Genomic DNA, 23,445 nt, shown 5'->3' with positions numbered 1-23,445 from the left:
TCCTATAAATCTTCTATTATGTAGCAAATTAATTCAACAGGCCCATGCACCCCAATTGTAAGCACTCTTTCGATATCTGCTGTCCTGCTTGGTCCTGTGATAAAAGCTATATAAGCGTTTTCCCTGGAAGTGGACTCATTCATAAAAGATATTATGTTTTCAAGTTTAGAGACTATGTTTGATTTGTAAACAACGACTGATAGGCTTTCAGAGACCATAGTGGCAAGTCTCAGCTGCTCGTTTTCGCTGTTAATTACAAGCGTCCCTGTTTCTGCAATTGCAAAGTCAGCATTTACAATTGATTTTGATACGCCTGATTCAGTGAATTCACAATCTTTTGAATAAGTTTTAAATGGCGTATTCAACTTGATATAATCAAAATTTCCGTCCTTTAAAATTGTTTTTAGGTCATCTTTTTTTAAAACCGTGCATTTTGTTTGGACTGCTTCGCTTTTTTCAATAAATTTGTTCAGCTCGGTGTCAATGCTGATCATAGTGGACTCCTTCAAATTGGTTTTACCAATATATTCAGAAATTGGCGACATGTCAACAATTTTATATAATTTAAGGCATTTGGAGCAAAATATTTGTTCATTGTGTAACACAATGAAATAATTAAATAAATTTTTGATTTACTATAAAACAATTTTCTAAAAAATGAATAAATAAAAATTTTTTTATTGACATGTTTTTTGTATTTTGGTAATTGGTAAGACCATAAAGATGTTTTGCCAGTAAGCAAGGGAGGTTTCCTGTAAGTATGAGAATGGGATATATATTCAAAGGTATTGTACCATTTGTTTTGTTACAGCTAATTGGCCTTGCGCTTTGCATAATTTTCCCTGAGATAATTACGTGGCTGCCAAATTTAGTATTTAAATAAATAATTTGAGGTATTAGATGCTAAGCAAATCTTTGGTTAAAAAATTTGAAGAGATTCTGGGCCAGGGAGGTTATTTTACAAAGCCTGAAGATACGATGTGTTACAGTTATGATGCATTTTCTGCTGAGCCTGTCCAGCCTGATATTGTGGTAAAGCCTAAGAATGAAGAGCAAATTAAACAGATTATAACTCTCTGTAAAAATGAAAATATCCCCCTTGTAACAAGGGGCGCCGGCACAAATTTAAGTGGTGGCACTGTGCCTGTTAAAAAAGGGTGTGTACTGCTCACAACAGGACTGAATAAAATTTTGGAAATAAATGAAAACGATATGTATGCGGTTGTAGAAGCAGGTGTTGTTACAGCTAATTTGGCTAATGCCGCTGTAAAAAATGGACTTTTTTATCCGCCTGACCCAGGAAGTATGAATATTTCGACTATAGGTGGAAATGTTGCTGAAAATGCAGGAGGGCTCAGAGGCTTAAAATACGGCGTTACCAAAGATTATTTGATGGGTGTGAATTTTTTTGATATGGACGGCAATTATGTAAAAGGGGGAGGTAAAACTGTAAAACTTGTGACAGGATTTAATCTGCCCGGCCTAATGGTCTCTTCCGAAGGTTTACTGGGAGTAATGACAAAATTTGTTTTAAAACTTATACCAAAGCCAAAGTTTAGCAGGTCAATGCTCGTTATTTATGATGATATTATCAAGGCTTGTGAGACTGTGTCTGAAATTATTGCTGCTAAAATTTTACCTGCTACTCTTGAGTTGCTGGATAATTTTACGATAAAAACAGTGGAAGATGCTACCAAAATAGGTCTTCCCACAGCTGCAGATGCCCTTTTGCTGATTGAACTTGATGGTCACGAAGGGCAGGTTATGGATGATTTTGAAGTTGTTAAAAAAATATGCGAAAATCTCAAAGGAAATATAAAAATAGCTGAGACGGTTGAGGATAAAAACAGACTATGGGAGGCAAGGAGGAAAGCTTTAAGCAGCCTTGCAAGGCTAAAGCCAACTCTTATTTTGGAAGATGCAACTGTGGTCAGGAGTAAAATTCCTGGCATGATGAGGGCAATTCAGGATATAACAAAAAAATACAATCTCACAATCGGGACTTTTGGACATGCAGGCGATGGTAACCTTCACCCGACAATTCTTACGGACAAACGAGATAAAGATGAGATGCTAAGGGTTGAAAAAGCAATCGACGAGATATTTGCTAAGGCACTTGAACTTGAAGGGACATTGAGTGGTGAGCATGGGGTAGGATTTGCAAAAGCCAAATACCTTGAAATGGAAGTAGGCAGAGGGACTATAGAATACATGAAAAAACTTAAAAAAGGTGTTGACCCTTACAACCTTTTGAATCCTCAAAAGATGGGGCTTTAGATGGAAGATTTGATAAAAGAGTTAAAAGAGCTGGAAGAGCTTGTGCTGCAGTGTATGAAATGTGGTACATGCCAGGCACACTGTCCGCTTTATCAAAAAGATTTAAATGAAAGTGCTGTTGCAAGAGGCAAAATTTCTCTTATCGAATCGGTATATGAGGGGCGTCTTGACAAGGCAGGCAGTATTTTAAAACACCTTGATTACTGTATATTGTGCGGAAGATGCAAGGAAAATTGCCCAAGCGGAGTGAAAACAGATGAGATATTTTTAAGAGCTAAAGCAGTATTGAGGAAAATAGAAAAACTGCCATCGTGGGGGAAGGTTGTTTTAAAAATAGTTATGGAAAAGCCGGATCTTCTGGCAAGAGTTGCTCCGCTTATGCACATTGGACTTAAATTTGGAGCCAAAAGGGTAAAAGATGATATTTTTAAACCACTATTGGGCTCTTTTTCCAAAAGAAACATAAAACAGGTGGCATCAAAACCTTTTACAAAGACCCATGGGGGATTGCACAAAGCTGATAATGAAAAGATGAAAGTTTACTTTTATCCAGGCTGTGCAGCAAATTTTCTTTTCCCTGAATGGGGAGAAGCAATTATAAGTGTTCTTAATCATTTTGGCGTTACTGTTTATGTACCGGAAATAAACAAATGTTGCGGTATCCCTGCTGCGACACTTGGCGAGATTGAGACTTATAAAAAGATGGTAGATGAAAATCTGAATCATATTAATGACATAGATTGTGAGTATGTAATTACATGCTGTCCTACATGTCAGTATGCGCTTAGTGAGATGGGACCCAAAGTTACGGGCATAATTGCAAATAAGCCATTTTTTGACATATTGATGTTTTTGGATGAAGTTTTGGGTGTTAATTTCGAAGTAAAATTAAATGAGAGATATACTACCCACATCCCTTGCCATTACAGGTCTACAAAAAAAGAAAGACTTAAAAGCCATGTTGCAAAAAATATTAAAGGTGAAAATATTACACTTGAAAATCAGAGCTGCTGCGGTTTTGGTGGTACTTTTAATATGAAAAAATATGATGATTCGAAGGCGGTGGGGATGAGTAAAGCCTTTGAAGTAAAAAGCAAAGGTATTGAAAAATTGTTTACACCCTGCCCTGGATGTGCTATGCAATTAACTGATGCTATTGTTGAATCAGGAAGCAATGCAAAAGTTGAGCATCCGATTGTGTACTATGCAAGGGAGATTGTGAAAAGTGGTATTTCAAAAGATAAAACCGAAAAAGGTCAGTGATGAAATTTATGAGCAAATAAAGGGTCTTATTGTTTCGGGAAAATTAAAGCCAGGTGAAAAATTACCTCCTGAAAGGGAATTGGCTGCAAGTATAGGAGTAAGCAGACCTTCTTTGAGAGAAGCATTGCAAAAACTTGAGGCTAAGGGGTTTCTTGAACAAATCCAAGGTGATGGTACTTATGTTAAATCGGCTACTTCTGACTCTTTCGACGGTTTTTTGGAAGAATTTGCAAAAAAGGATAATGCAATTTTTGATCTTATGGAAGTAAGGCGAATTCTTGAGACATGGGCAGCTTACACTGCCGCTGAAAGGGCTACGGATAAAGAGATAGCCCAGATGCAAGAATATTTAAATGAGATGAAAGATGCCAAGGATTACGGTCAGATAGGTTACATTCCTGATGCAAATTTTCATTCCACAATAAGTTATGCCACCCACAATGTTCTTCTAATCCATATTATGAACAATATTTACGAATGGATAGAAAAAGTAAGCTTTGAAGTTCGCTCAAGAATGTATACCGATGAAAAGAGTCACGAGGAGCTTTTCAATCAGCATTCGGCAATATTTAATGCGATAAGAGAAGGCAAGCCACTGGCGGCTTACAATGCTATGAATCTGCATATGGATTATATTGTTAAAGAGCTTAATAAGGTTTTTAAAAAGTAAAATTTCTTTGCCTTAGTAATTTTTTCTGCATTATATTCATTCCTTGAAAATAATTAATTAGTCTGGTATTGAATTATTATGAGTAAGCTTGAAAAAGGTCTGAAATTAATTGATATATATTCTATTGCTATTGGCTCAATGGTAAGCTCCGGGGTATTTTTGCTGCCGGGTATTGCATATGGTATGTGTGGCACCACTGTGTCGATTGCCTATCTGTTTGCTGGATTAATGTCTATTCCAGGGGTTTTGAGTATTTCGGAGCTTGTTACGGCGATGCCAAAGGCTGGTGGTGGATATTTTTTTGTTACAAGAAGTTTAGGGGCAGGTGTAGGTACTGTTGCAGGTATTTTAAGCTGGTTTTCCCTTATATTTAAGGCAACATTTGCCCTGATAGGTCTGTCTGTTTATTCTGAAATAATTTTTAGTTTGAATCCAAAATTAATAGCTATTCTTATCTGTTTGGTCTTTTTAATTATAAACTACTTAGGCGTCAGTAAGGCAGGAAAGGCTCAATCGGTCTTGGTTTTGCTCCTGTTTGCAATTTTATCTTACTTTTTTTTAAGTAGTGCTGGCAAAATTGATTTTGGTAATTACTCTACATTTATCAAAGACTTTGATATATCCAGGATTTTATCTGCATCAGGTTTCGTATTTGTCTCCTATGGAGGACTTTTAAAAGTAGCAAGTCTTGCTGAGGAGACCAGAGACTCGAGGATGATTCCAAAGGGGTTAATCGGTGCGCTTTTAACTGTATCAGTATTATATACATTAATAGTTTTTGTTACTGTAGGAGTTTTGCCCGGAGAGAATCTTTTTAATTCCTTGACACCTATTTCCGATGCTGCATCTGCTTCAATGGGGGTAAAAGGAAAAGTATTGCTTTCCATAGCTGCAATTATTGCATTTACTTCAGCTGCAAATGTAGGGATAATGTCGGCATCAAGGTATCCATATGCATTAAGCAGAGACAACATGTTTCCAAAGACTTTCCAGAAATTATCGGCAAAATATAAGACACCTTTTGTTTCAATAATTGTTACCGGTCTAATAGTAATTTCAGGATTATTTTTAAATTTGAATCTGTTAGTAGAAGTGGCTTCCACCTCCCTTATACTTACATATATTTTGGCTAATTTTTCAGTTATAGTAATGAGAGAAAGCAGGCTTACAAACTATAAGCCTCAATTCAGGGCACCTATGTATCCTTACCTGCAAATTGCAGGGATAGTTTTTTATCTTTTTCTTATTTATGAAATAGGACTTGAAGCAATAATTGCAACAGTGGTTTTTATGATAATCAGCTTTTTTGTATATATTTTATATGGAAGAGCAAAAAATAACCAGGAATATGCCCTGCTACATGTTATCGAAAGAATTTTAAATAAGGAATTGACGGGAATAAGGCTTGAAAAAGAGCTTCGGAATATTTTAAAGGAAAGAGACTCAATTAAAGAGGATAGATTTGACAAACTTGTAAAAAAAGCACTTGTTTTTGATTTTGAAAGCAGAATGACATATGAAGAGCTTTATAAGGAAATTTCAGAAAAACTTGGCCAGAGGATTGGTCTTTCGGGTGATGAAGTTTACAACCTGCTGTGTGACAAAGAAAAAAGATACTCCAGCGTTCTTGGGGATAATATTGCCATTCCTCACGTAATAGTTGAGGGGGAGAAAATATTTGATGTGGTTATTGTAAGAAATAAAGAAGGGGTAGTTTTTGAGGAAAATAAGAAAATCAATGTGATTTTTGTGCTTATTGGAAGCAGAGATGAAAGGAATTTTCATCTTAAGGCTTTATCGGCAATAGCGCAGGTTGTAAATGGCAAAGATTTTTATAAAAAATGGATGGAAGCAAAAAACCCTCAAGTTTTGAAAGATATTGTTATGTTAAGCAAAAGACAAAGGTAATTGGGGAATAAAAACGAAGGGTGCAAAAAAAGTTTTGACAACTTTTGTCTAAAAATATATTTATACAAACCTTGTTTAACTTGATTTTTGGGTATTAATAATTTAAATGTATAAAGTTATGGGAAAAATTATAGCAGTTGCAAATCAAAAAGGTGGCGTTGGTAAAACTACAACAAGTGTTAATCTTGCTGCAGCCTTGGCTTTTGCTGAGGCAAGGGTTTTACTGGTGGATATGGACCCTCAGGGGAATGCTACAAGCGGGCTTGGGTTTATACCTTCCGAGCTTGAAAAGAGTGTTTATGATATTATTATTGGCAATGCTTCTCTGAGTGATATTATTCTTGATACAAAAATCGAAAACTTATCCCTTGTCCCGAGTAAAATTGACCTTACTGCAGCAGAGATTGAGTTGGTGACTGTTTTATCAAGGGAGACAAGACTTAAAAGATGTCTTGAAAATGTAAAAGACAATTATGATGTAATAATAATTGACTGCCCCCCTTCATTGGGGCTTTTGACAGTAAATTCACTTACTGCAGCTGACAGTGTTTTGATACCTCTTCAGTGTGAATATTATGCACTTGAAGGTTTGAGCCAGCTTTTAAATACAGTAAAACTTATACGGGAAAGTTTAAACCAGGATTTGGAGCTTGAGGGTATTTTACTTACTATGTATGATCCGAGAAACAACCTTTCAAAAGAGGTATATAAACAGGTCAGGAGCTATTTTAGGGAAAAACTGCTTAAAACCATAATTCCAAGAAATGTTAAGCTAAGTGAAGCGCCGAGCTATGGGCAGCCTATAATTGATTATGATATAAAATGTAAAGGGGCAGAAAGCTATATTGAGCTTGCCAAAGAGCTTTTAGGAAGGATTAATGAGAAAAAATCCGTTAGGTAGAGGGCTTGAAAGTCTCATTCCAAAAGATAATTCGGTAAATAGAAAATCACCTATAGAGCTTGATATTACTGATATTGTTCCAAATGAAAAACAACCCAGAAGGATATTTGATTCTGAAAAGCTTAACGAATTAGCTGATTCGATAAAAAGTAAAGGGTTGATTCAGCCTATTGTTGTTACAAAGCATGAAGATAAATATCTTATAATCGCAGGTGAGAGAAGGTGGCGGGCTTGCGGACTTGCTGGCCTTAAGAAAATTCCTGTTATTATAAAAGATATAAACGATGAGAAAGAGCGTCTTGAACTTGCATTGATTGAAAATATTCAAAGGGAAGATTTAAACCCAATTGAAGTTGCAAATGCATATAAAAGTCTTATGGAAAAGTTTTCATATACCCAGGAAGAGCTTTCAAAGATTGTTGGGAAAAGTAGAAGTGCTGTCGCAAATATTTTAAGACTTTTGAAACTTCCCCATGAGATAACAGAAGCCCTTTCTAAAAATATTATTTCTGAAGGGCATGCAAGGGCATTGCTTGGGCTTGACGACCATTTAAAGGTTATGGAAGCTTTTAATACTGTTGTCAAAAAGAAGCTTAGTGTAAGGGAAACAGAAAATCTTGTCAAAAGAATAAAAACTTCTCCAGTAAAAAAGATGGAAAATTCAGGAGCTGATATTTTTGTAGAGTCAATAAAGAAAGAATTTGAATCTTTTTTCAAAACAAAAGTCAATATACGAACAGGCAAAAAAGGGGGCACAATAGAGATAAAATATAGCTCTAATGAAGAGCTGGACACAATTATAAACCATTTAAGGGGACAAATATGATTAAACCTAAAAACGAATCTGTTGATATCAATGCCTTTTTGGGAAAAAATACTAAATTCAACGGAACATTGCTTTTTGACGGACTTGTGAGAATTGACGGGGATTTTGAAGGGCATGTCAAGACCAAAGACACACTTGTTATTGCCAATTCCGGGAGTGTAAAGGCAGAAATTGAAGCCGGAGTGGTAAAAATTTCAGGAAATTTTGACGGGACAATAAGGGCAGAAAGCAAGGTAGAGCTTTTAAAGCCCGCAAATGTAAAAGGAACTATTTACACGCCGTCAATTGTCATTGAAGATGGTGTTATTTTTGATGGGCAATGTGTTATGAGTAAGACAAAAACATCTTCAGAAAATGAGGGGTAAAATGAGAAAAGCTTTGATTGCTGGCAACTGGAAAATGAATCTTAACCTTGAGGAGGCTGCTTTACTTGTTAACCGGTTGAAAAGTATTGACTTTGATGAAAGTGAAAAAGAGGTAATCATTGCACCTTCTTTTGTATATTTGCCTGAGCTTGTAAAGCTTCTTAAAGATTCAAGAGTGAAAATATTTGCTCAAAATGTTCATCATGAAAAGTCCGGGGCTTTTACCGGTGAAATATCTATCGATATGTTGAAAAATATCGGTGTGAGCGGCTCGATTGTGGGACATTCTGAACGAAGAATAATATTTAAGGAAACAGATGAACTTATTAATAAAAAAATTAAAACAGCTGTAAAGGAAAAATTCCCGATAATTTTTTGTGTGGGGGAGACATTGGAGCAGAGGATGGCAGATGTTCATGAGGAGGTTGTCAACACTCAGGTAGGGCTTGGTCTTGAAGGGATTGATGAGATAGATATGAATCATATTACAATAGCTTATGAACCTGTATGGGCTATCGGCACGGGAAAAACTGCCTCCAGCAGCGACGCGGAAGCCATGCATAAATCAATAAGAAATTTTTTGGCCAAAAAATATAACAAAGCTCTTGCAGATAGTATCAGAATATTGTATGGGGGTAGCGTTAAACCGGAAAATATCTCTGAGCTTATGGCAATGGAGAATATTGATGGTGCGCTTGTAGGTGGCGCAAGTTTGAAAGCGGAAAGTTTTATAAAAATAATTAACTATTGAGGTGATAAATGTATCCTGTTATTTTAGGTTTTCATATTTTTGTATGTATTTTATTGGTTATCGCGGTGTTGTTGCAATCAGGCAAGGGGTCGAGTCTCAGCGAAGCATTTGGCTCAGGGTCATCTGATATTTTCGGCTCGGTTTCTCCTGCAAATGTGATGAACAAAATTACAACTATTCTTGTAGTCATATTCTTTTTTACATCAATTGCATTAACAGTTATATCTTCAAAAGGGACTGGTAGATCGATTACAAATAAGATTCCTGCAACTGCAGCTCCTGCTGGCGGTCAAAATACAGCACCACAAGTACCTTTAGAAAGCAAATAATGAAGAGGCTTGCAAGCCTTTTACTGCTTTTTTTAATAGTTTTAATATCTGGCTGCTCTGATAATTCGGCAAAAAATGAAGGTTTGTCAAATGGGCAGTCCAACGTTTCTGACAGTAAATTTGGCGATGCCCTTGTTGAAGGTTCGATAGGGGATGCCAGCAATCTGATACCAATTCTTGCCACAGATAGCTCTTCGCATTCTGTTGCCGGTCTTATCTACAACGGATTATTGAAGTATGATAAAGATTTAAAGCTTACCGGCGATCTTGCTGAAGGCTACGAGGTATCGGAAGATAAAAAAATAATTACATTCCACTTGAGAAAAGGGGTAAAATGGCATGATGGAGCTCCTTTTGTCTCAGAAGATGTGAAATTTACATATGAGCTTATTGTTGATGACAAGACACCCACAGCTTATGACTCTGATTTCAGATTAATTGAACGTGTTGAAATACCCGATAATTACACTGTAAAAGTTTTTTACAAAGTTCCTTACGCTCCGGCGCTTGCAAGTTGGACTACTTCCATATTGCCTTCCCATCTTTTAAAAGGTGTTGAAATTACGAAATCTCCATTACAAAGAAAACCTGTCGGGACAGGTCCTTATAAATTTTTTGAATGGAAGCCTGGGGATTCAATTACTTTAGTGGCAAATACTTCCTATTTCGAAGGCTCACCCAATATAGAAAGGTATATTTTCAGGATTATCCCCGACTCGGCTACAATGTTTCTGGAGCTTTTAAACGGGACTATTGATTTGATGGGGCTTAGCCCTTTGCAGTATGCAAAACAAACAGACAATCCCAGATTTAAAGAGAGGTACAATAAATACAAATATCTTTCAAATTCTTACACATACGTTGGCTACAATCTGAAAAATCCATTGTTTCAGGATAAAAGGGTCAGACAGGCATTGACTTATGCAACACCAAAAGACGATATAATTGAAGGAGCGTTGTTTGGATTAGGCACAAGGGCGACCGGACCGTACAAACCTACAAGCCCATGGTATAATCCTGACGTTAAGAAATATGACTACAATCTTGAAAAGGCAAAAAAACTTTTATCTGAAGCAGGTTTTGTTGACAAAGATGGTGATGGTATCCTGGAAAAAGGAAATTTGAAGTTAAAGTTTACGATTATAACAAATCAAGGTAACTCTTCAAGGAGCATGGTGGCTGAAATATTGCAAAACAGCTGGGCAAAAATTGGTGTAAAGGTTGATATAAGGATTCTTGAATGGGCAACATTCATAAATGAATATATAGATAAAAGAAATTTCGATGCTGTGATATTGGGATGGACTATCCCCCTTGAGCCGGATTTGTACGATATATGGCATTCATCAAGATGTGAAGGGAAAAATTTAAACTTTATATGCTTCCAGAATGCCGAAGTAGATAAACTGATTCAAGATGCGAGGGTAGAGTTTGACTTTGATAAAAGGAAAAAGATGTATGACAGAATTCAGGAGATTCTGGCTGAAGAGCAGCCTTATACTTTTTTATATGTAGGGGAATCGCTTATTGCTCTCAGCAATAGATTTGAAAATATTGAACCTGCGCCGGCTGGGCTGATGCATAACTTTATAAGGTGGTATGTACAGAAAGAAAACCGGAAGTATTTTTTTACACAATAGGTAAACTATGCTGCTATATCTGATAAGAAGGCTTTTTGGGATGGTACCGCTTATAATAGGTATTACCTTTATCAGTTTTGTAGTGGTGCATCTTGCTCCGGGGGACCCCACTCAGTTTTTGTCTTCAATGAATCCAAAAATATCCGAAACAGCAAGGGAAAAGTTTATCAAGATGTACAATCTGGATAAACCTGTTTACATCCAGTATTTTTTATGGCTCAAAAAATTTGTTAAATTTGATTTTGGTGAGTCCTTTTCCCAGGACAGAAAAAAGGTAATAGACAAAATATTGGAGAGACTTCCTGTAACATTGTGGTTAAATATTGCATCTATGGTGTTGGTTTTTGCAATAGCATTGCCTCTTGGCGTGATGTCTGCCTATCTGAGGGATACAATTTTTGATAAAGCAGTGACAGTCTTTGTTTTTGTGGGTTTTGCCATTCCTACTTTCTGGCTTGCACTTTTATGTATGTACTATTTTGGTGTAATTGTTGGTGTTTTACCAATATCTGGACTTACTTCATATAACTTTGAATCAATGACATTATTTGAAAAAATTATTGATATAATAAAACATGCATTTTTACCTGTTTTTTTATCTGTATTCGGCTCGCTGGCCGGTCTTAGCAGATTTGCAAGAAACAGCATGCTTGATGTGCTGAATGAAGACTATATTGTGGCCGCAAGAGCAAGAGGGATTGGTGAAGGGCGAATTATATTTAAACATGCATTGAAAAATGCCCTTTTGCCGGTAGTGACAATTATAGGTTTGTCAGTCCCGGGTCTTATAGGTGGCAGTGTGATATTTGAATCGATTTTTAGTATTCCTGGGATGGGACAGCTTTTTTATCAATCTGTTATGATGCGCGACTATCCCGTTATTATGGGCATACTTGTTATTGGTGCTATTTTGACCCTTTTAGGTAATCTGCTTGCAGATATTATGTACGCTGTTGTTGATCCGAGAATCAGATATAAGAAGAGGGCAGGGTGAAAAAAGGCAATCTGCTTTTTATTTGCGGACTTGTGATAGTAGTATTTTTTATTTTGGTTTCTATTTTTGCTCCATTAATTGCTCCTTATGACCCTACTTCTATAAATGTAAAGGAAATTTTCCAGGCACCTTCTTCAAAGCATATTTTTGGCACTGATGAACTTGGACGGGATGTATTTAGCAGAGTTGTCTATGGGACAAGGGTTTCTATATTTGTAGGTTTTGTTGCTGTTTTTATTTCAATAGCTATCGGAACAATCCTTGGACTTGTGGCCGGCTATTTTGGAGGTATAGTAGATATAATATTAATGAGGTTTGTAGATATAATGCTTTGCTTTCCTTCATTTTTTCTTATTCTTGCTGTAATTGCATTTCTTTCACCCTCTTTGACAAATGTAATGATTATTATTGGGCTTACGAGTTGGATGGGGGTGGCAAGGCTTGTCAGAGCTGAAACAATGAGTGTAAAAAGCAGAAATTATATAATTGCTGCAAAAGTGCAGGGGATAAAGAATAGTATTATTTTATTTAAGCATATATTGCCCAATGTGGCTTCACCAATTTTTGTGACTGCTACGCTGGGTGTTGCGGGAGCAATTTTGACTGAATCAGCACTGAGCTTTCTTGGGCTTGGTGTTCAGCCACCTACGCCTTCCTGGGGGAATATTTTAACTTCCGGAAAAGATAACATAATGTTTGCCTGGTGGCTTTCCCTTTATCCAGGATTGGCGATACTTGTAACTGTTCTTGGTTATAATCTTCTTGGAGAAGGTTTAAGGGATATACTGGACCCGAAATCCAAAAAGTTTGGCAATTAATTTATAGTCAATTTTTTCCCAGGGTGAAGTTCTGCAGTTTCTAAGTTGTTTATTTTCATTAATTTTTCAACTGACGTATTGAATTCTTTTGCTATATCCCATAGCGTATCACCTGTTTGGACAGTGTATTTTCCATCAAGAAGTTTTCTTTTGACTACATTGGTTTTTTTCTTTTTCCTGGCAGTCTTTTTGTCTTCATCATTAGAAACTATAACCGGCTGGCCAGGTCTAATGAGTCTTGGGTTAATACCTTTATTAAGCTTGATTACATCATACAAACTTAGCCCATATTTGTGTGCAATTGTATAGAGACTTTCTCCACTCTTTACGATATGTACCCTTGGTGCATAAATTTTAACATCATCGATAAAATCTTGCGCATAGGCCTGTTTCATAAAATCCTTTTCCGGGATGAAAAGGTAAGTATTATAAAGTATTCTGCTGTATTTCAGTCCATTTACTTTCATGATATCATTTTTGTCAGAATTGAATTTTTTTGCTATTTTTTCGACATATTCACCTTGCTTTGCTTTGTAAATTTTCACTTTCAACAATTCTTTTGGGCTCATTTTTGCTATTTTTTCAGACAAATATGATTTTGTTCCGTATGGAATTTTAAGGCTATACTCGTCATTTGGTGGAGTTATAGGCTTTTTTAAATCAGGGTTTAGTTCTTTTAATGTATCGATGTCTGTATTTATCATATCAGCAATTACGTAGAGGTTAACGGGTTGTTTTAAATTGATTTTTTCATAAAGCAGCGGAGATGTCGATGGCGGCTCAAAGCCATATTCAAGATAATTGTAGTAAATAATGGAAAGAGCGATAAATTTTGGGACATAATCTTTGGTCTCGACTTTTAAATGTCTCTTTTTTGCAAGCTCAAAAAAGTCAGTTGTTTTATATTTTTTCAACCCTGAATATACCTTATAAAAGCCTGCATTGTACGCAGCTATTGCAAGATACCAGTCACCTAAGTTTTCATATAAATGTTTTAAATGCTTTGCAGCTGCAATTGTAGCTTTTTCAAAATCCCTTCTTTCGTCAATCCAGTAATTGATATCAAGTCCATAAATGTTTCCTGTGGAAGGCATAAATTGCCACATCCCACCTGCGCCAACAGGTGAGTATGCATCTGTTTCATAGCCGCTTTCGGCAAACGGTAGTATCGCAAGCTGAGCAGGAAGCCCCTCACGTCTTAGTATGTCTTTGACAAGATATATGTATTTGTTTGACCTATCAAGGTAGTTTTGAAAAGTGTTGGGATATCTTTTGGTATACATATTTAAATAGTATCTGACTCGAGGAGTTATCACAGGGGGGATATCATATTCTTTTGACTTTACTATGTACTGATAATTTAGAAAAAGCTCTTTTTCATCAAAAAGATATTCATTTATAGCAGGTGAGGGATATTTTAAATTTTCAAGCGAAAAATCTTCTACGATTTTGGCAGGTTTAGGCTTTTCAGACATTTCCTCCATCTGGGGAGCCTGAGTGTTTGGTACATATGAAATTTGCGTTTTTTTGATCGGTACGCAGGCAAACAAAACAAAAGCGACAGACACAAATACTATAAATCTTCTCATCTGTATTTTTATACTTTAATATTTATAGTTTTGCAAATAATTTTTGTATTAATATTGGTAGATCATTGATTGTAAAAGAAGTGCTACACACCGATAAATCTTGAATATGTTTTATATTATGTTATAGTGAGTTATGGAGAATGTATGAAAAATATAAAAGAGCTTATCAGAATACACGACAAATCACAGTTTGAAATCAAACTTGGCTATCTTATTGATTCGAAGAAGAGAAAAACAGAATATGACATAAACCTATATCTGTTTTTGCCTAAAAACTTAGGTATAGACGGTTATTCATATCCAAAGGAAAACTTTTACAGAAACTTATACAGCTATGTCAGACTTATTACCCCAAAGGATTCTTTGAGAAATTTAAATGAACGACTTTGTAAGGTGTTGGATAAAATTGATAATGAAAAGTCAAAAATAGACAGTCTTTTTTATTTCTTAAATTATGAGATTAAAATAACTATTTGCGGTTTCAAGTCTTTTCTAAGAGATTTTGTAAAACTTGTATCTGAATCCAATGTAACTGAGAATGAAGTTGAAATTTTTATAAAAGATGTGTCAGACTTCAGGGAGACTGTAAAGAAATTTAACAGATTTATCCCTGAAACAAATAATATAAAGATTAAAGAGCTTTTTCAGTTTATGGACGAATATTCAAGCTTTCTTGTAAGTGTCTATCTTATAAGGTTGTTTGAAATTTTATCAAAAAATCAAAGCGGTCTTTGTGAAAAATTAAGCACGGCTTTGCAAAGTGAGGTGGCCTACAGAAAAAATAATGGGTTGTCCTATACTACGGAAGATGATTTGAATAATGAACTTTTGATATACAAGTATTCGGTATATAAAAAATACTTCTATAATATTCTTTTCCTGAAGTTAAAAAAGAAATCAGGTGATGTAGAATTCAGACATTTTGCATATGCGATTGCAGCAGGTATTTCTATGATTTTTGCAACTGCGGCAGCTTTTTTTGCCCAGATGAAGTATGGAAACTTCACAACATCCTTTTTTATAGCCCTTGTCATAAGCTATATGTTTAAAGACAGGATAAAAGACTTTTTCAGGACAATTTTTGATAAATCTTTTTTGTCAAAAAAAGTATATGATTATAAAAACAGAATATATGACCTTGAAAGGTTTTGGCTATTTGGTTTTTACAAGGAGAGGGTAAGATTTTTAAAGAATAAGGAGTTGCCCGATCATATAATTTCAAAAAGATTGCAAAATACCCATTCAAGCCTTTCTACATGGTATCTTGGTGAAAATGTCCTGAAATATGAAAGAAAAATCAAACTTTACAACGACATCATCAAAAGGTCTTTCAAGGATAAAATAGAGGGGATTAACGATATAATCAGATTTGATATAGAGGATTTTACAAGGAAAATGGATGACCCTAAATCCTATCTTTACTTTATTGAAAATTGTAGTGTTAAAAATATAAGAGCCACAAAGACTTACCATCTAAACCTTGTAGGTGAATTCAAAACACCGGAAAAACACTTTTTGTTTAAAGTAAGACTTATTCTGACTAAAAAGGGGATAAAAAGGATTGAAATCCCCGTTGATGAAAAAAATGTTATTGTTAAGAAAAGTAGTTGATGAAAAGGGGCGGGTATGGGTTTTAATTATTTGACTTTTATGTTAGCGTTGGTTTTATTGATAAACCTTGTTTCATTGATTTTGATACTTGGCAGATACGGCTCTTTGAAAAGAAAGCTTGAATCCTTTGAAGTTCGTAACAGTACTCTTGATGAAAACGTAAATTCAAGGCTAAAAGAGTTTAGGGAAGATTTGAACTCCAATTTTAGGAATTTTAGAGAGGAAAGTCAAAGCTCATTTAAAAATCTTTCAGAAATTATTGGCAGACATATCGAAGCTCTTACGGAAAATCAGAGAAATAAATTTGAAGATTTTAACAAGATGCTTGCTGAAGATGTAAAAAAAGGGGAAGAGCGAAGCTTGGTAATGCAAAACATTATAAAAGAATCCTTAAGTATGATAATTAAGTCTCATGATAAATTTACAGAAGAGGTTTCAAAGACGATAAAGGAGCTTACTTTATCTATGAAATCAGAGCTTGGAGAAGTAAAATCGGAACTTGGTAAGTCTTTGAAATCTTTTGAAGAAAAAGTAGATTTAAATCTTGAACGGATGAGAAGGACCATAACGGAAGTGCTGGAAAAACTGAGAGAAGACAACGAGAAAAAGCTTGAAGAGATGAGAAAAACTGTTGATGAAAAACTCCATGAAACCCTGGAAATGAGACTGTCAAACTCATTTAAGGTGGTAAGTGAGCGTCTTGAGCAGGTGCATAAAGGTCTTGGTGAAATGCAGAGCCTTGCAAATGGCGTGGGCGATTTAAAAAGAGCGCTTACTAATGTAAAAAACAGGGGAATTATTGGTGAGGTTCAGCTTAAAAGAATTTTGGAACAGATTTTATATCCAGGCCAATATGTAGAAAATGTTAAGACAAAACCAACGTCCAATGATGTTGTTGAGTTTGCGGTAAAGCTGCCGGGGGATGATGAAAAGAGTCAGGTATGGCTTCCCATTGACTCAAAATTTCCTGTTGAAGATTATTACAGGCTTCTTGATAGCATCGAGGATGGGGATGTGCAGAAGATTCAACTTGCCACAAAACAGCTTGAAAACAGGGTGAAACAGTCGGCAAAAGATATTTCGTCCAAATATATAGAAGTGCCGTTTACCACCGATTTTGCCATTATGTTTGTTCCTTTTGAGGGTCTTTATTCGGAAGTTTTGAGAATTAACGGACTTTTTGAAAGCATACAAAGAGATTACAAGGTTGTGATTACAGGTCCAACAACAATGGCCGCATTTCTCAACAGTCTTCAGATGGGATTTAAAACACTTAGTGTGGAAAAATCAGCCCATAAGGTTATGAATCTTCTTGCAGTTGTTAAGTCGGAGTTTATAAAATTTGGGGATGTTCTTGAAAAGGCCCAAAAGAAGATAAAAGAAGCCGGAGATAATATAGATAATTTGGTGGGTGTAAGGACGAGAAAAATTCAGAAAGCACTTGAGGATGTCGAAATATCAGCTGATAAGTCTATTGATGAAATTTAGTCCCCACAAAACTGCAAGTCCTGAGCAGATTGTAAGTATTATGTTTTTGAACCTGTATGCTATAAAAAGTGCAAATATCATCGCATAGATTTTGAAGTTGTCTACTGAAATACTGTTAATCCCCTTGTTAAAAACCCCACCTGTAATTATTGCCGCAAAAATACTTGCAGGCATGTAGCTCAAAAATTCTTTCATATTTTCAATAAGTGTGTCGTTTGCAAATTTGAGAAAAGAAAACCTTATCAAAAATGTGATAACGCCGCAAATTACTATAAGAATCCATATATCTATACTATTGTAAAGCTGCATTTTTAATCCCCTTTTTATAAATTTTACCTGCAAATACTCCGGCAAAAACTGCTACAAAGAAACCTAAATTAAGCGGAATCTGTTTTAACAATATCATACAAGCCCCTGACACTATGGCAGTTATAATAAATCTCTTTTCTTTCAGAAAATTGACTAAAATTGCCATAAATGTAAGGGGTATTGCAAATTCCAGAGAAAATGAAGATGGGATTGTTGTACCCAACAAAATTCCAATCAGGGTTGAAATCTGCCAGACAGTCCACATTGTTATCCCTGCACCCATATAATATTTAAATTTATTTACACTTTTGTCGTTTGCTATCTTTGATATGGTTACTGCATAAGCCTGGTCTACAAGAAAATATGACATAAAGGCCTTTTTGGCCGTAGAAAGGTCTTTGTAATAAGGGGCAAGTGAAGCACTGTACATTGCCATTCTTAAGTTTATCATAAAGACAGTAGCAATAATGATGAGCCATGAGCTGTTGCTATTTAACTGCTCAATAAAAGCTATTTGAGATGCACCGGCAAAAATAATTTGTGACATTGTAAATGACTGTATGAAAGACAAACCGGATTTTGCCGCTGTGACACCGTAAATAAGTCCAAAAGGGGAAACTCCTGTAATAAATGGGGATACATCTTTTACCCCTTTCAAAAAATCATTCATATTTATCACCTTTCAAATATATCTTGCAATATGTTGCACAAAAAGTTACTATATGAAACAGATACTCTATGTTTAATATATTGTCAAGGAGAATGTTATATGGAACAAATTTGTAGCGATATATCTGAAAATTTAAAAAAAATAAGGGCTGAAAGAAATCTTACTCTTGATCAGCTTTCGGAGATTACAGGGGTCAGTAAAAGTATGCTCAGACAGATAGAAACGGGAAATTCTATTCCTACCATTGCAACAGTCTGGAAAATTGCCAACGGTCTTAAAATCTCCTTTACTTCATTGTTTACAAAGTGCAGTAATGATGTGAAGGTTGGAAAAATAAAGGATAAAAACTTGCTGGAAGAGCTTGGTGGGGGCTACAGGGTTTACCCTGTAATTTCATTTGACCCTAAAAGACCTTTTGAAATGTATTTTCTGGAGATGCAAGAGGGGATTAGCTATAAGGGTGAATCTCATGAAGGTAATGTAGAGGAGTTTATAGCTGTACTTGAAGGCAATCTTAAAATCAATGTTGACGGGCAGGACTACATTGTCAACGAAGGGGAATATATCAGTTTTATGGCGGAAAATCCCCATGTATATGAGAATATTGGATCAAAAATGCTTAAAGCTGTGATGGTATTAACGTACTTTTAAAAAATTGTCTAATATAGATGTAATATTTACAAGTGAGAATGGTTTACTCAGATAATCCTTAAAACCGTATTCCTGGTAATTGCTGATTACGTCATCACTTGAATATCCTGAAGTTACTACAAGATAAGCATTTTCTTTTATTTCAAGAATTTTGCTTGCTGCTTCCTGCCCATTCATACCATCCTTTATGGTAAGATCAAGTATTATCAAATCATAATTATTGTTTTTTACCTTTTCTATTGCCTCTTCGCCGTTTTTGGCAATATCTACCTTGCAACCCAAAGTATCAAGCAGCATACTTAAAGAATCTCTTAAATATTCCTCATCATCCATATATAAAATATTTAAATTATAAGTTTTTATACCGATATTTGCATCAACATTTTCATTTTCTTGTGAAGAGCCATGAGAAGCTTTAACAAATATGACAAATTCTGCACCTTTTCCTTCTTCGGAATAAACGGAAATTCTTCCTCCGTGCTTTTTTATGATTGAGACTGAGGTAGCAAGCCCAAGACCATTGCCATCAGCTTTTGTAGTAAAAAAAGGTTCAAAGATTTTATCTTTGATATCTTCAGGTATCCCCGGACCATAGTCTCTGATAGATATGAGGATATAGTCCCCCTTATCAAGATTATATGGATTAAGTGAGGGGAGAGTTGTTTTGCTGACGGAAATGTCTAATTTCCCTTTATTGTTCATGGCATCTCTTGCATTGATTACAATATTTGAAATTACCTGCGAAATCTGGTCGTAATCAATCAGCGCAAGAGGAAGATTTTCTTCCGTTTTTAAAGTAAGATTTACAGAAGTACCGGTGAGAATAAATTTTACTGTTTCTTCAATAAGATAGACAATGTTTGCTGGTTTTATGACCGGTGTCCCCCCTTTCGAAAATGTAAGAAGCTGTTTTGTAAGCGCTGTGGCCCTTTTTAAAATGTTTTCTAAAGAGTTTAATTTGCTTTCATCAGGTTTTTCACCACTTATTTTACAAATGCTCACATAACTGCTTATGGCTGCTAAATAATTGTTAAAATCGTGAGCTATTCCGCCAGCTATTCTTCCAAGTGATTCAAGATGTTGATTTTTAATTATTTCTGCTTCAAGTTTCATCTTTTCAGTTACATCTGAAAAGATGAATACAGCGCCAATAATTTTACTGTCTATATCATACAGTGGCGCTACACTGTCTTCAATATTAAATCTTTTGCCGTTTTTGTTTGTCAGAATGCAGTTTACTATTACTTTACCCATAAGCCCTTTATGAAAAATTTCTTCAAAAGGAACAACATAGTTTTTATTTTGAACTGTTTTCAGGTCAAATTCCTCAAAAAAATCCTTTCCTAATAGCTCATGTTCACTTTTTTCAAGTATCTTCTCACATGCCCTGTTGACAAAGGTAATTTTTTTCTGCAAATCAACCACCACAACTGCATCGGCAATTGATTTCAATATGATTTGCAGCCTGTCTTTTGAGCGTTTAAGTTCACTTTCAAGGGATTTGATTTTAGTAATGTCTATTGCCAAAAACAGGACGTAGTCATTCTCATCAAATTTTTCAATAGGGGACATTTTTCCGATAAATGTTTTTTTACCACCAATCACATCAAGCTCATACTCAAATTCGACGGTTTTTTTATTTTTAATGCTCTCAGATATTCCCATCATTGCCAGTTTTGCAGTTTCCGGTGGCAGAATATCTGTAATATATTTTCCGAGCAAATCTTCTTTTTTTGCATAAAGCAGAGCTTCATTTTCAGTAAATATTTCAACATATTTCCCATTACTATCAAGGACGAAGGCTACTTCAGGCATTGAGCTGATAAAGGTTTTAAGTTTGTGAGCGTATTCATTTGCCATTCTGGTGGTATCTCTAAGCTCTTTTGTTTTTATTTTTACCTGAATTCTTGATAAAATAATTATTATAAAAGCAATTAATATAACAAATACCAGAATATAGAGGATTTTTAATATTTTTTGATTGATTTTACTTGTGTGTTCAAAAAGGGTATTTAACCTTTCATAATAAAATGAATCTGGGTTACTTTTAAGGTTTTTAAGCCTGTTATTGATTTTTTCTGCAATATTTTTATCTATATTTTTTGAAAAGGCAAAGTGTACGTTTATCGGTTTTAAGACTATATTGGTTGTTTCTATATCTGAGTCTTTTATATAAGGGGAGTATATTCTGCTTATAAGTCCTGCATCAGCATTGCCTTCAGCTACCACTTTTGCAATTTCAGGATAGCTTACATGGGAGTCATCAAAAGTCACACTTAAATGAAAAGATGTTAGTATATCTTTTAACCCATTTTCTCCTACATAAAAAATATCATTCTTTTTTACGGCTATTTTTTTATCTTTGAGGTCTATTATGGATTTTATTTGTGCATTTTTATTGGTGATTATTTGCCCCCAGTTTGTAAAAATAGGCTCATCTGAAAAGTCCATAATAGACAACCTGTTTTTCGAATATCCTATTGGCAGCAGCACATCTATTTCGCCGGTCTGAATTTTTTCGTAAAGAGAATCCCATGTGTCTATTGTAAACTGATAATCTATACCTTCAGCTTCTGCTATATGCTTAAACAAATCCGGAGCAAGTCCTGAAACCTTATCTTCATTAATTATTGATAACGGAGGATTATTCCATACCCCTACTTTTAATCCGGCATGGTCTGCATAAGCTGCAGCAGTTAAGAGCAATATAAGGAGAATAAAAAAATATCTTTTCATAGACAAATTGTATCTTAAAATTATGAAAAATCAAATAAATTTTATGTGAATTTTTCTTTTCCTAGGGCCGTCAAACTCACAGAATAAAACTCCCTGCCATGTTCCGAGGAGAAGTTCATTGTTTTCAATGATAATATTTTGTTCGCAACCAATTAATGATGATTTCAGATGGGCATCTGAGTTTCCTTCAAAATGACTAAATTTATAGTTTTGAGGGATTTTTTCATTTAAAAATTTCAGTATGTCTGTTTTTACATCCGGGTCGGCATTTTCGTTGATGGTTATCGCACAGGTGGTGTGAGGGGTAAAGACGATGCAAAAGCCGTCTTTTACCCCCGCTTTTTTTAGTGCATTATTTACAAGATAAGTAATATCAACAAGCTCAGCTCTGTTGCCTGTTTGAATTTCGTAAGTAAAAAGCATCAGATTTCAACTACTTTAGCCTCAATCATCCCATCAATTGCTATTATTTTATCTATTACAGGTTTTGGTATTTTGTTGTCTACTGACACAAACGCCATTGCATTACCACCTTTTTGTCTGGAAAGTTCAAAACCCGCAATATTTATACCGTTTTCTCCAAGTATTGTTCCAACCTTTCCTATTACACCTGGTCTGTCGACGTTTCTAAAATATAGAAGAGTGCCTGCAGGTATAATGTCAATCCTGAAGTCATCGATAAAAATAATTCTGCCTACATTATCTGAGAAGACTGTACCCCCAATTACAAGCTCCTGCTGGTCTGTTTTTATGTTAAGTACAACAATGTCATTATATTTTCTGTATACATCCGTTTTTATTTCACTGACAGTTATATTTCTGTCTTTGGCAAAATATGAAGCATTTATGTAAGAGATTGTCTCTTTAAGGGATACTTCAAGAAAACCTTTCAAAGCTGCAACAGTATAAGGCTGATATGAAAAAGGTACATCAAATGTCCTTTCACATACATCATCTTCAAATTTTTTCCCTACAAGAGTTATCTTAATTTCTTCTGGTCTTCCTTTTATTATTTGAGCAGACAATTTTGCCATTTTTTCGGCAATGTCAAAATAATTTTGTAGCTCTTCAGGTAGCTGAGATTTCATAAAAGGTATATTGACAGCATTTATGTAAGATTTTCCATGAAGGGCATTTATGATTTGTTCGCAAATTATTACAGCAACCCCTTTCTGGCCTTCGTGGGTGTTGGCTCCTATGTGGGGGGTTACAAAAATATTGTCGAGTGTCAAAAGTTTGTTTTCGGTAGCAGGTTCTTCTTCAAAAACATCAACTGCAGCAGAAAAAACTTTGCCATTTTTTACTGCATTGTAGAGGTCATTTTCATTTACAATTCCTCCTCTTGCGCAGTTTACTATAATTACTCCGTCTTTCATCAAATTGATATGATGCTCTGTAATCATATTGTGGGTTTCGTTTGTAAGTGGTGTGTGAAAAGTGATTACATCGACCTCTTTAAGTAAATCTTCAAGATTGTCATATAGTTTTACCCCTAAAGATTCAGCCTTTGTCCTTTTTATATAGGGGTCATAAGCTATAACTTTCATACCAAAGCTTTTGGCTCTGATTGCAACATTACTGCCAATACGACCAAGTCCGACTATTCCCAAAGTCTTGTTGTAAAGCTGTATCCCCATAAATCTTTTTCT

General features: G+C 35.2%; 22 protein-coding genes. 15 read left to right on the top strand and 7 right to left on the bottom strand.

All coding sequences use genetic code 11. From position 1 onward, the window contains the following. Positions 1–2: 2 nt before the first annotated feature. Positions 3–494, bottom strand: coding sequence for a LutC/YkgG family protein (locus ACTCAF_RS07185; protein ID WP_463062619.1), 492 nt, complete (start codon positions 492–494; stop codon positions 3–5). A gap of 406 nt (positions 495–900) precedes the next feature. Between ACTCAF_RS07185 and ACTCAF_RS07180 the strand changes: the two genes are divergently transcribed. From ACTCAF_RS07180 to ACTCAF_RS07125, 12 genes are all read left to right on the top strand, one after another. Continuing rightward, positions 901–2,277, top strand: coding sequence for an FAD-linked oxidase C-terminal domain-containing protein (locus ACTCAF_RS07180; protein WP_463062618.1), 1,377 nt, complete (start codon positions 901–903; stop codon positions 2,275–2,277). Further along, positions 2,278–3,540 (top strand): (Fe-S)-binding protein, encoded by a 1,263-nt coding sequence (locus ACTCAF_RS07175; protein WP_463062617.1) that lies wholly within the window; start codon positions 2,278–2,280, stop codon positions 3,538–3,540. Continuing rightward, positions 3,503–4,210: a FadR/GntR family transcriptional regulator gene (locus tag ACTCAF_RS07170; protein WP_463062616.1), complete on the top strand. Its 708-nt coding sequence runs from the start codon at positions 3,503–3,505 to the stop codon at positions 4,208–4,210. Before ACTCAF_RS07175 ends, ACTCAF_RS07170 begins: the two co-directional genes overlap by 38 nt. A gap of 78 nt (positions 4,211–4,288) precedes the next feature. Further along, positions 4,289–6,118, top strand: a complete 1,830-nt coding sequence (locus tag ACTCAF_RS07165) for an amino acid permease (RefSeq protein WP_463062615.1) — start codon at positions 4,289–4,291, stop codon at positions 6,116–6,118. Positions 6,119–6,236: 118 nt separating this feature from the next. Continuing rightward, the gene (locus ACTCAF_RS07160) at positions 6,237–7,019 is read left to right on the top strand and encodes a ParA family protein (RefSeq protein WP_463062614.1); all 783 of its coding nucleotides are present in this window, start codon (positions 6,237–6,239) and stop codon (positions 7,017–7,019) included. After that, the gene (locus ACTCAF_RS07155; protein ID WP_463062613.1) at positions 6,997–7,845 is read left to right on the top strand and encodes a ParB/RepB/Spo0J family partition protein; all 849 of its coding nucleotides are present in this window, start codon (positions 6,997–6,999) and stop codon (positions 7,843–7,845) included. The genes ACTCAF_RS07160 and ACTCAF_RS07155 overlap by 23 nt, the downstream gene beginning before the upstream one ends. Next, complete coding sequence (locus ACTCAF_RS07150; protein WP_463062612.1) at positions 7,842–8,210, top strand: bactofilin family protein; 369 nt, start codon at positions 7,842–7,844, stop codon at positions 8,208–8,210. The genes ACTCAF_RS07155 and ACTCAF_RS07150 overlap by 4 nt, the downstream gene beginning before the upstream one ends. Position 8,211: 1 nt before the next feature. Beyond that, positions 8,212–8,961: a triose-phosphate isomerase gene (gene tpiA / locus ACTCAF_RS07145; RefSeq protein WP_463062611.1), complete on the top strand. Its 750-nt coding sequence runs from the start codon at positions 8,212–8,214 to the stop codon at positions 8,959–8,961. A gap of 8 nt (positions 8,962–8,969) precedes the next feature. After that, positions 8,970–9,290 (top strand): preprotein translocase subunit SecG, encoded by a 321-nt coding sequence (secG, locus tag ACTCAF_RS07140; protein WP_463062610.1) that lies wholly within the window; start codon positions 8,970–8,972, stop codon positions 9,288–9,290. Then, on the top strand, positions 9,290–10,930 hold the full coding sequence (locus tag ACTCAF_RS07135) for a peptide-binding protein (protein ID WP_463062609.1): 1,641 nt from the start codon (positions 9,290–9,292) through the stop codon (positions 10,928–10,930). Before secG ends, ACTCAF_RS07135 begins: the two co-directional genes overlap by 1 nt. Before the next feature lie 7 nt (positions 10,931–10,937). Then, on the top strand, positions 10,938–11,924 hold the full coding sequence (locus ACTCAF_RS07130; RefSeq protein WP_463062608.1) for an ABC transporter permease: 987 nt from the start codon (positions 10,938–10,940) through the stop codon (positions 11,922–11,924). Next, entirely contained in the window at positions 11,921–12,742 is an 822-nt protein-coding gene (locus ACTCAF_RS07125) for an ABC transporter permease (RefSeq protein WP_463062607.1), read from the top strand. The genes ACTCAF_RS07130 and ACTCAF_RS07125 overlap by 4 nt, the downstream gene beginning before the upstream one ends. On the opposite strand, the gene ACTCAF_RS07120 is transcribed toward ACTCAF_RS07125, so the two are convergent. Then, the gene (locus ACTCAF_RS07120) at positions 12,739–14,331 is read right to left on the bottom strand and encodes a LysM peptidoglycan-binding domain-containing protein (RefSeq protein ID WP_463062606.1); all 1,593 of its coding nucleotides are present in this window, start codon (positions 14,329–14,331) and stop codon (positions 12,739–12,741) included. The two genes, ACTCAF_RS07125 and ACTCAF_RS07120, sit on opposite strands and share 4 nt — an antisense overlap. A gap of 144 nt (positions 14,332–14,475) precedes the next feature. Here ACTCAF_RS07120 and ACTCAF_RS07115 point away from each other — a divergent pair, with 144 nt between their 5' ends. Then, the gene (locus ACTCAF_RS07115) at positions 14,476–15,942 is read left to right on the top strand and encodes a hypothetical protein (protein WP_463062605.1); all 1,467 of its coding nucleotides are present in this window, start codon (positions 14,476–14,478) and stop codon (positions 15,940–15,942) included. Between the two features lie 15 nt (positions 15,943–15,957). Beyond that, on the top strand, positions 15,958–17,430 hold the full coding sequence (locus ACTCAF_RS07110) for a DNA recombination protein RmuC (RefSeq protein ID WP_242819842.1): 1,473 nt from the start codon (positions 15,958–15,960) through the stop codon (positions 17,428–17,430). Here ACTCAF_RS07110 and ACTCAF_RS07105 read toward each other — a convergent pair. Beyond that, positions 17,401–17,739 (bottom strand): AzlD domain-containing protein, encoded by a 339-nt coding sequence (locus ACTCAF_RS07105; RefSeq protein ID WP_463062604.1) that lies wholly within the window; start codon positions 17,737–17,739, stop codon positions 17,401–17,403. The two genes, ACTCAF_RS07110 and ACTCAF_RS07105, sit on opposite strands and share 30 nt — an antisense overlap. Further along, a complete protein-coding gene (locus ACTCAF_RS07100) occupies positions 17,723–18,409 on the bottom strand; it encodes an AzlC family ABC transporter permease (protein WP_242819844.1) in 687 nt (228 codons plus the stop codon). The genes ACTCAF_RS07105 and ACTCAF_RS07100 overlap by 17 nt, the downstream gene beginning before the upstream one ends. Positions 18,410–18,508: 99 nt before the next feature. Between ACTCAF_RS07100 and ACTCAF_RS07095 the strand changes: the two genes are divergently transcribed. After that, positions 18,509–19,060, top strand: coding sequence for a helix-turn-helix domain-containing protein (locus ACTCAF_RS07095; protein WP_463062603.1), 552 nt, complete (start codon positions 18,509–18,511; stop codon positions 19,058–19,060). Here the strand turns inward: ACTCAF_RS07095 and ACTCAF_RS07090 are convergent. The 3 genes from ACTCAF_RS07090 to serA form a co-directional block, all read right to left on the bottom strand. Beyond that, entirely contained in the window at positions 19,046–21,796 is a 2,751-nt protein-coding gene (locus ACTCAF_RS07090) for an ATP-binding protein (RefSeq protein WP_463062602.1), read from the bottom strand. The genes ACTCAF_RS07095 and ACTCAF_RS07090 overlap by 15 nt on opposite strands. Positions 21,797–21,826: 30 nt before the next feature. Continuing rightward, positions 21,827–22,219 (bottom strand): secondary thiamine-phosphate synthase enzyme YjbQ, encoded by a 393-nt coding sequence (locus tag ACTCAF_RS07085; RefSeq protein ID WP_463062601.1) that lies wholly within the window; start codon positions 22,217–22,219, stop codon positions 21,827–21,829. Next, on the bottom strand, positions 22,219–23,445 hold a 1,227-nt coding region (gene serA / locus ACTCAF_RS07080), incomplete at its 5' end, for a phosphoglycerate dehydrogenase (RefSeq protein ID WP_463062600.1). The genes ACTCAF_RS07085 and serA, both read right to left, overlap by 1 nt.

It is taken from the genome of Deferrivibrio sp. (genome assembly GCF_055117995.1).
Note: the sequence above shows the minus strand (reverse complement) of the source record. Positions and strands in the feature narration are given on the sequence as shown.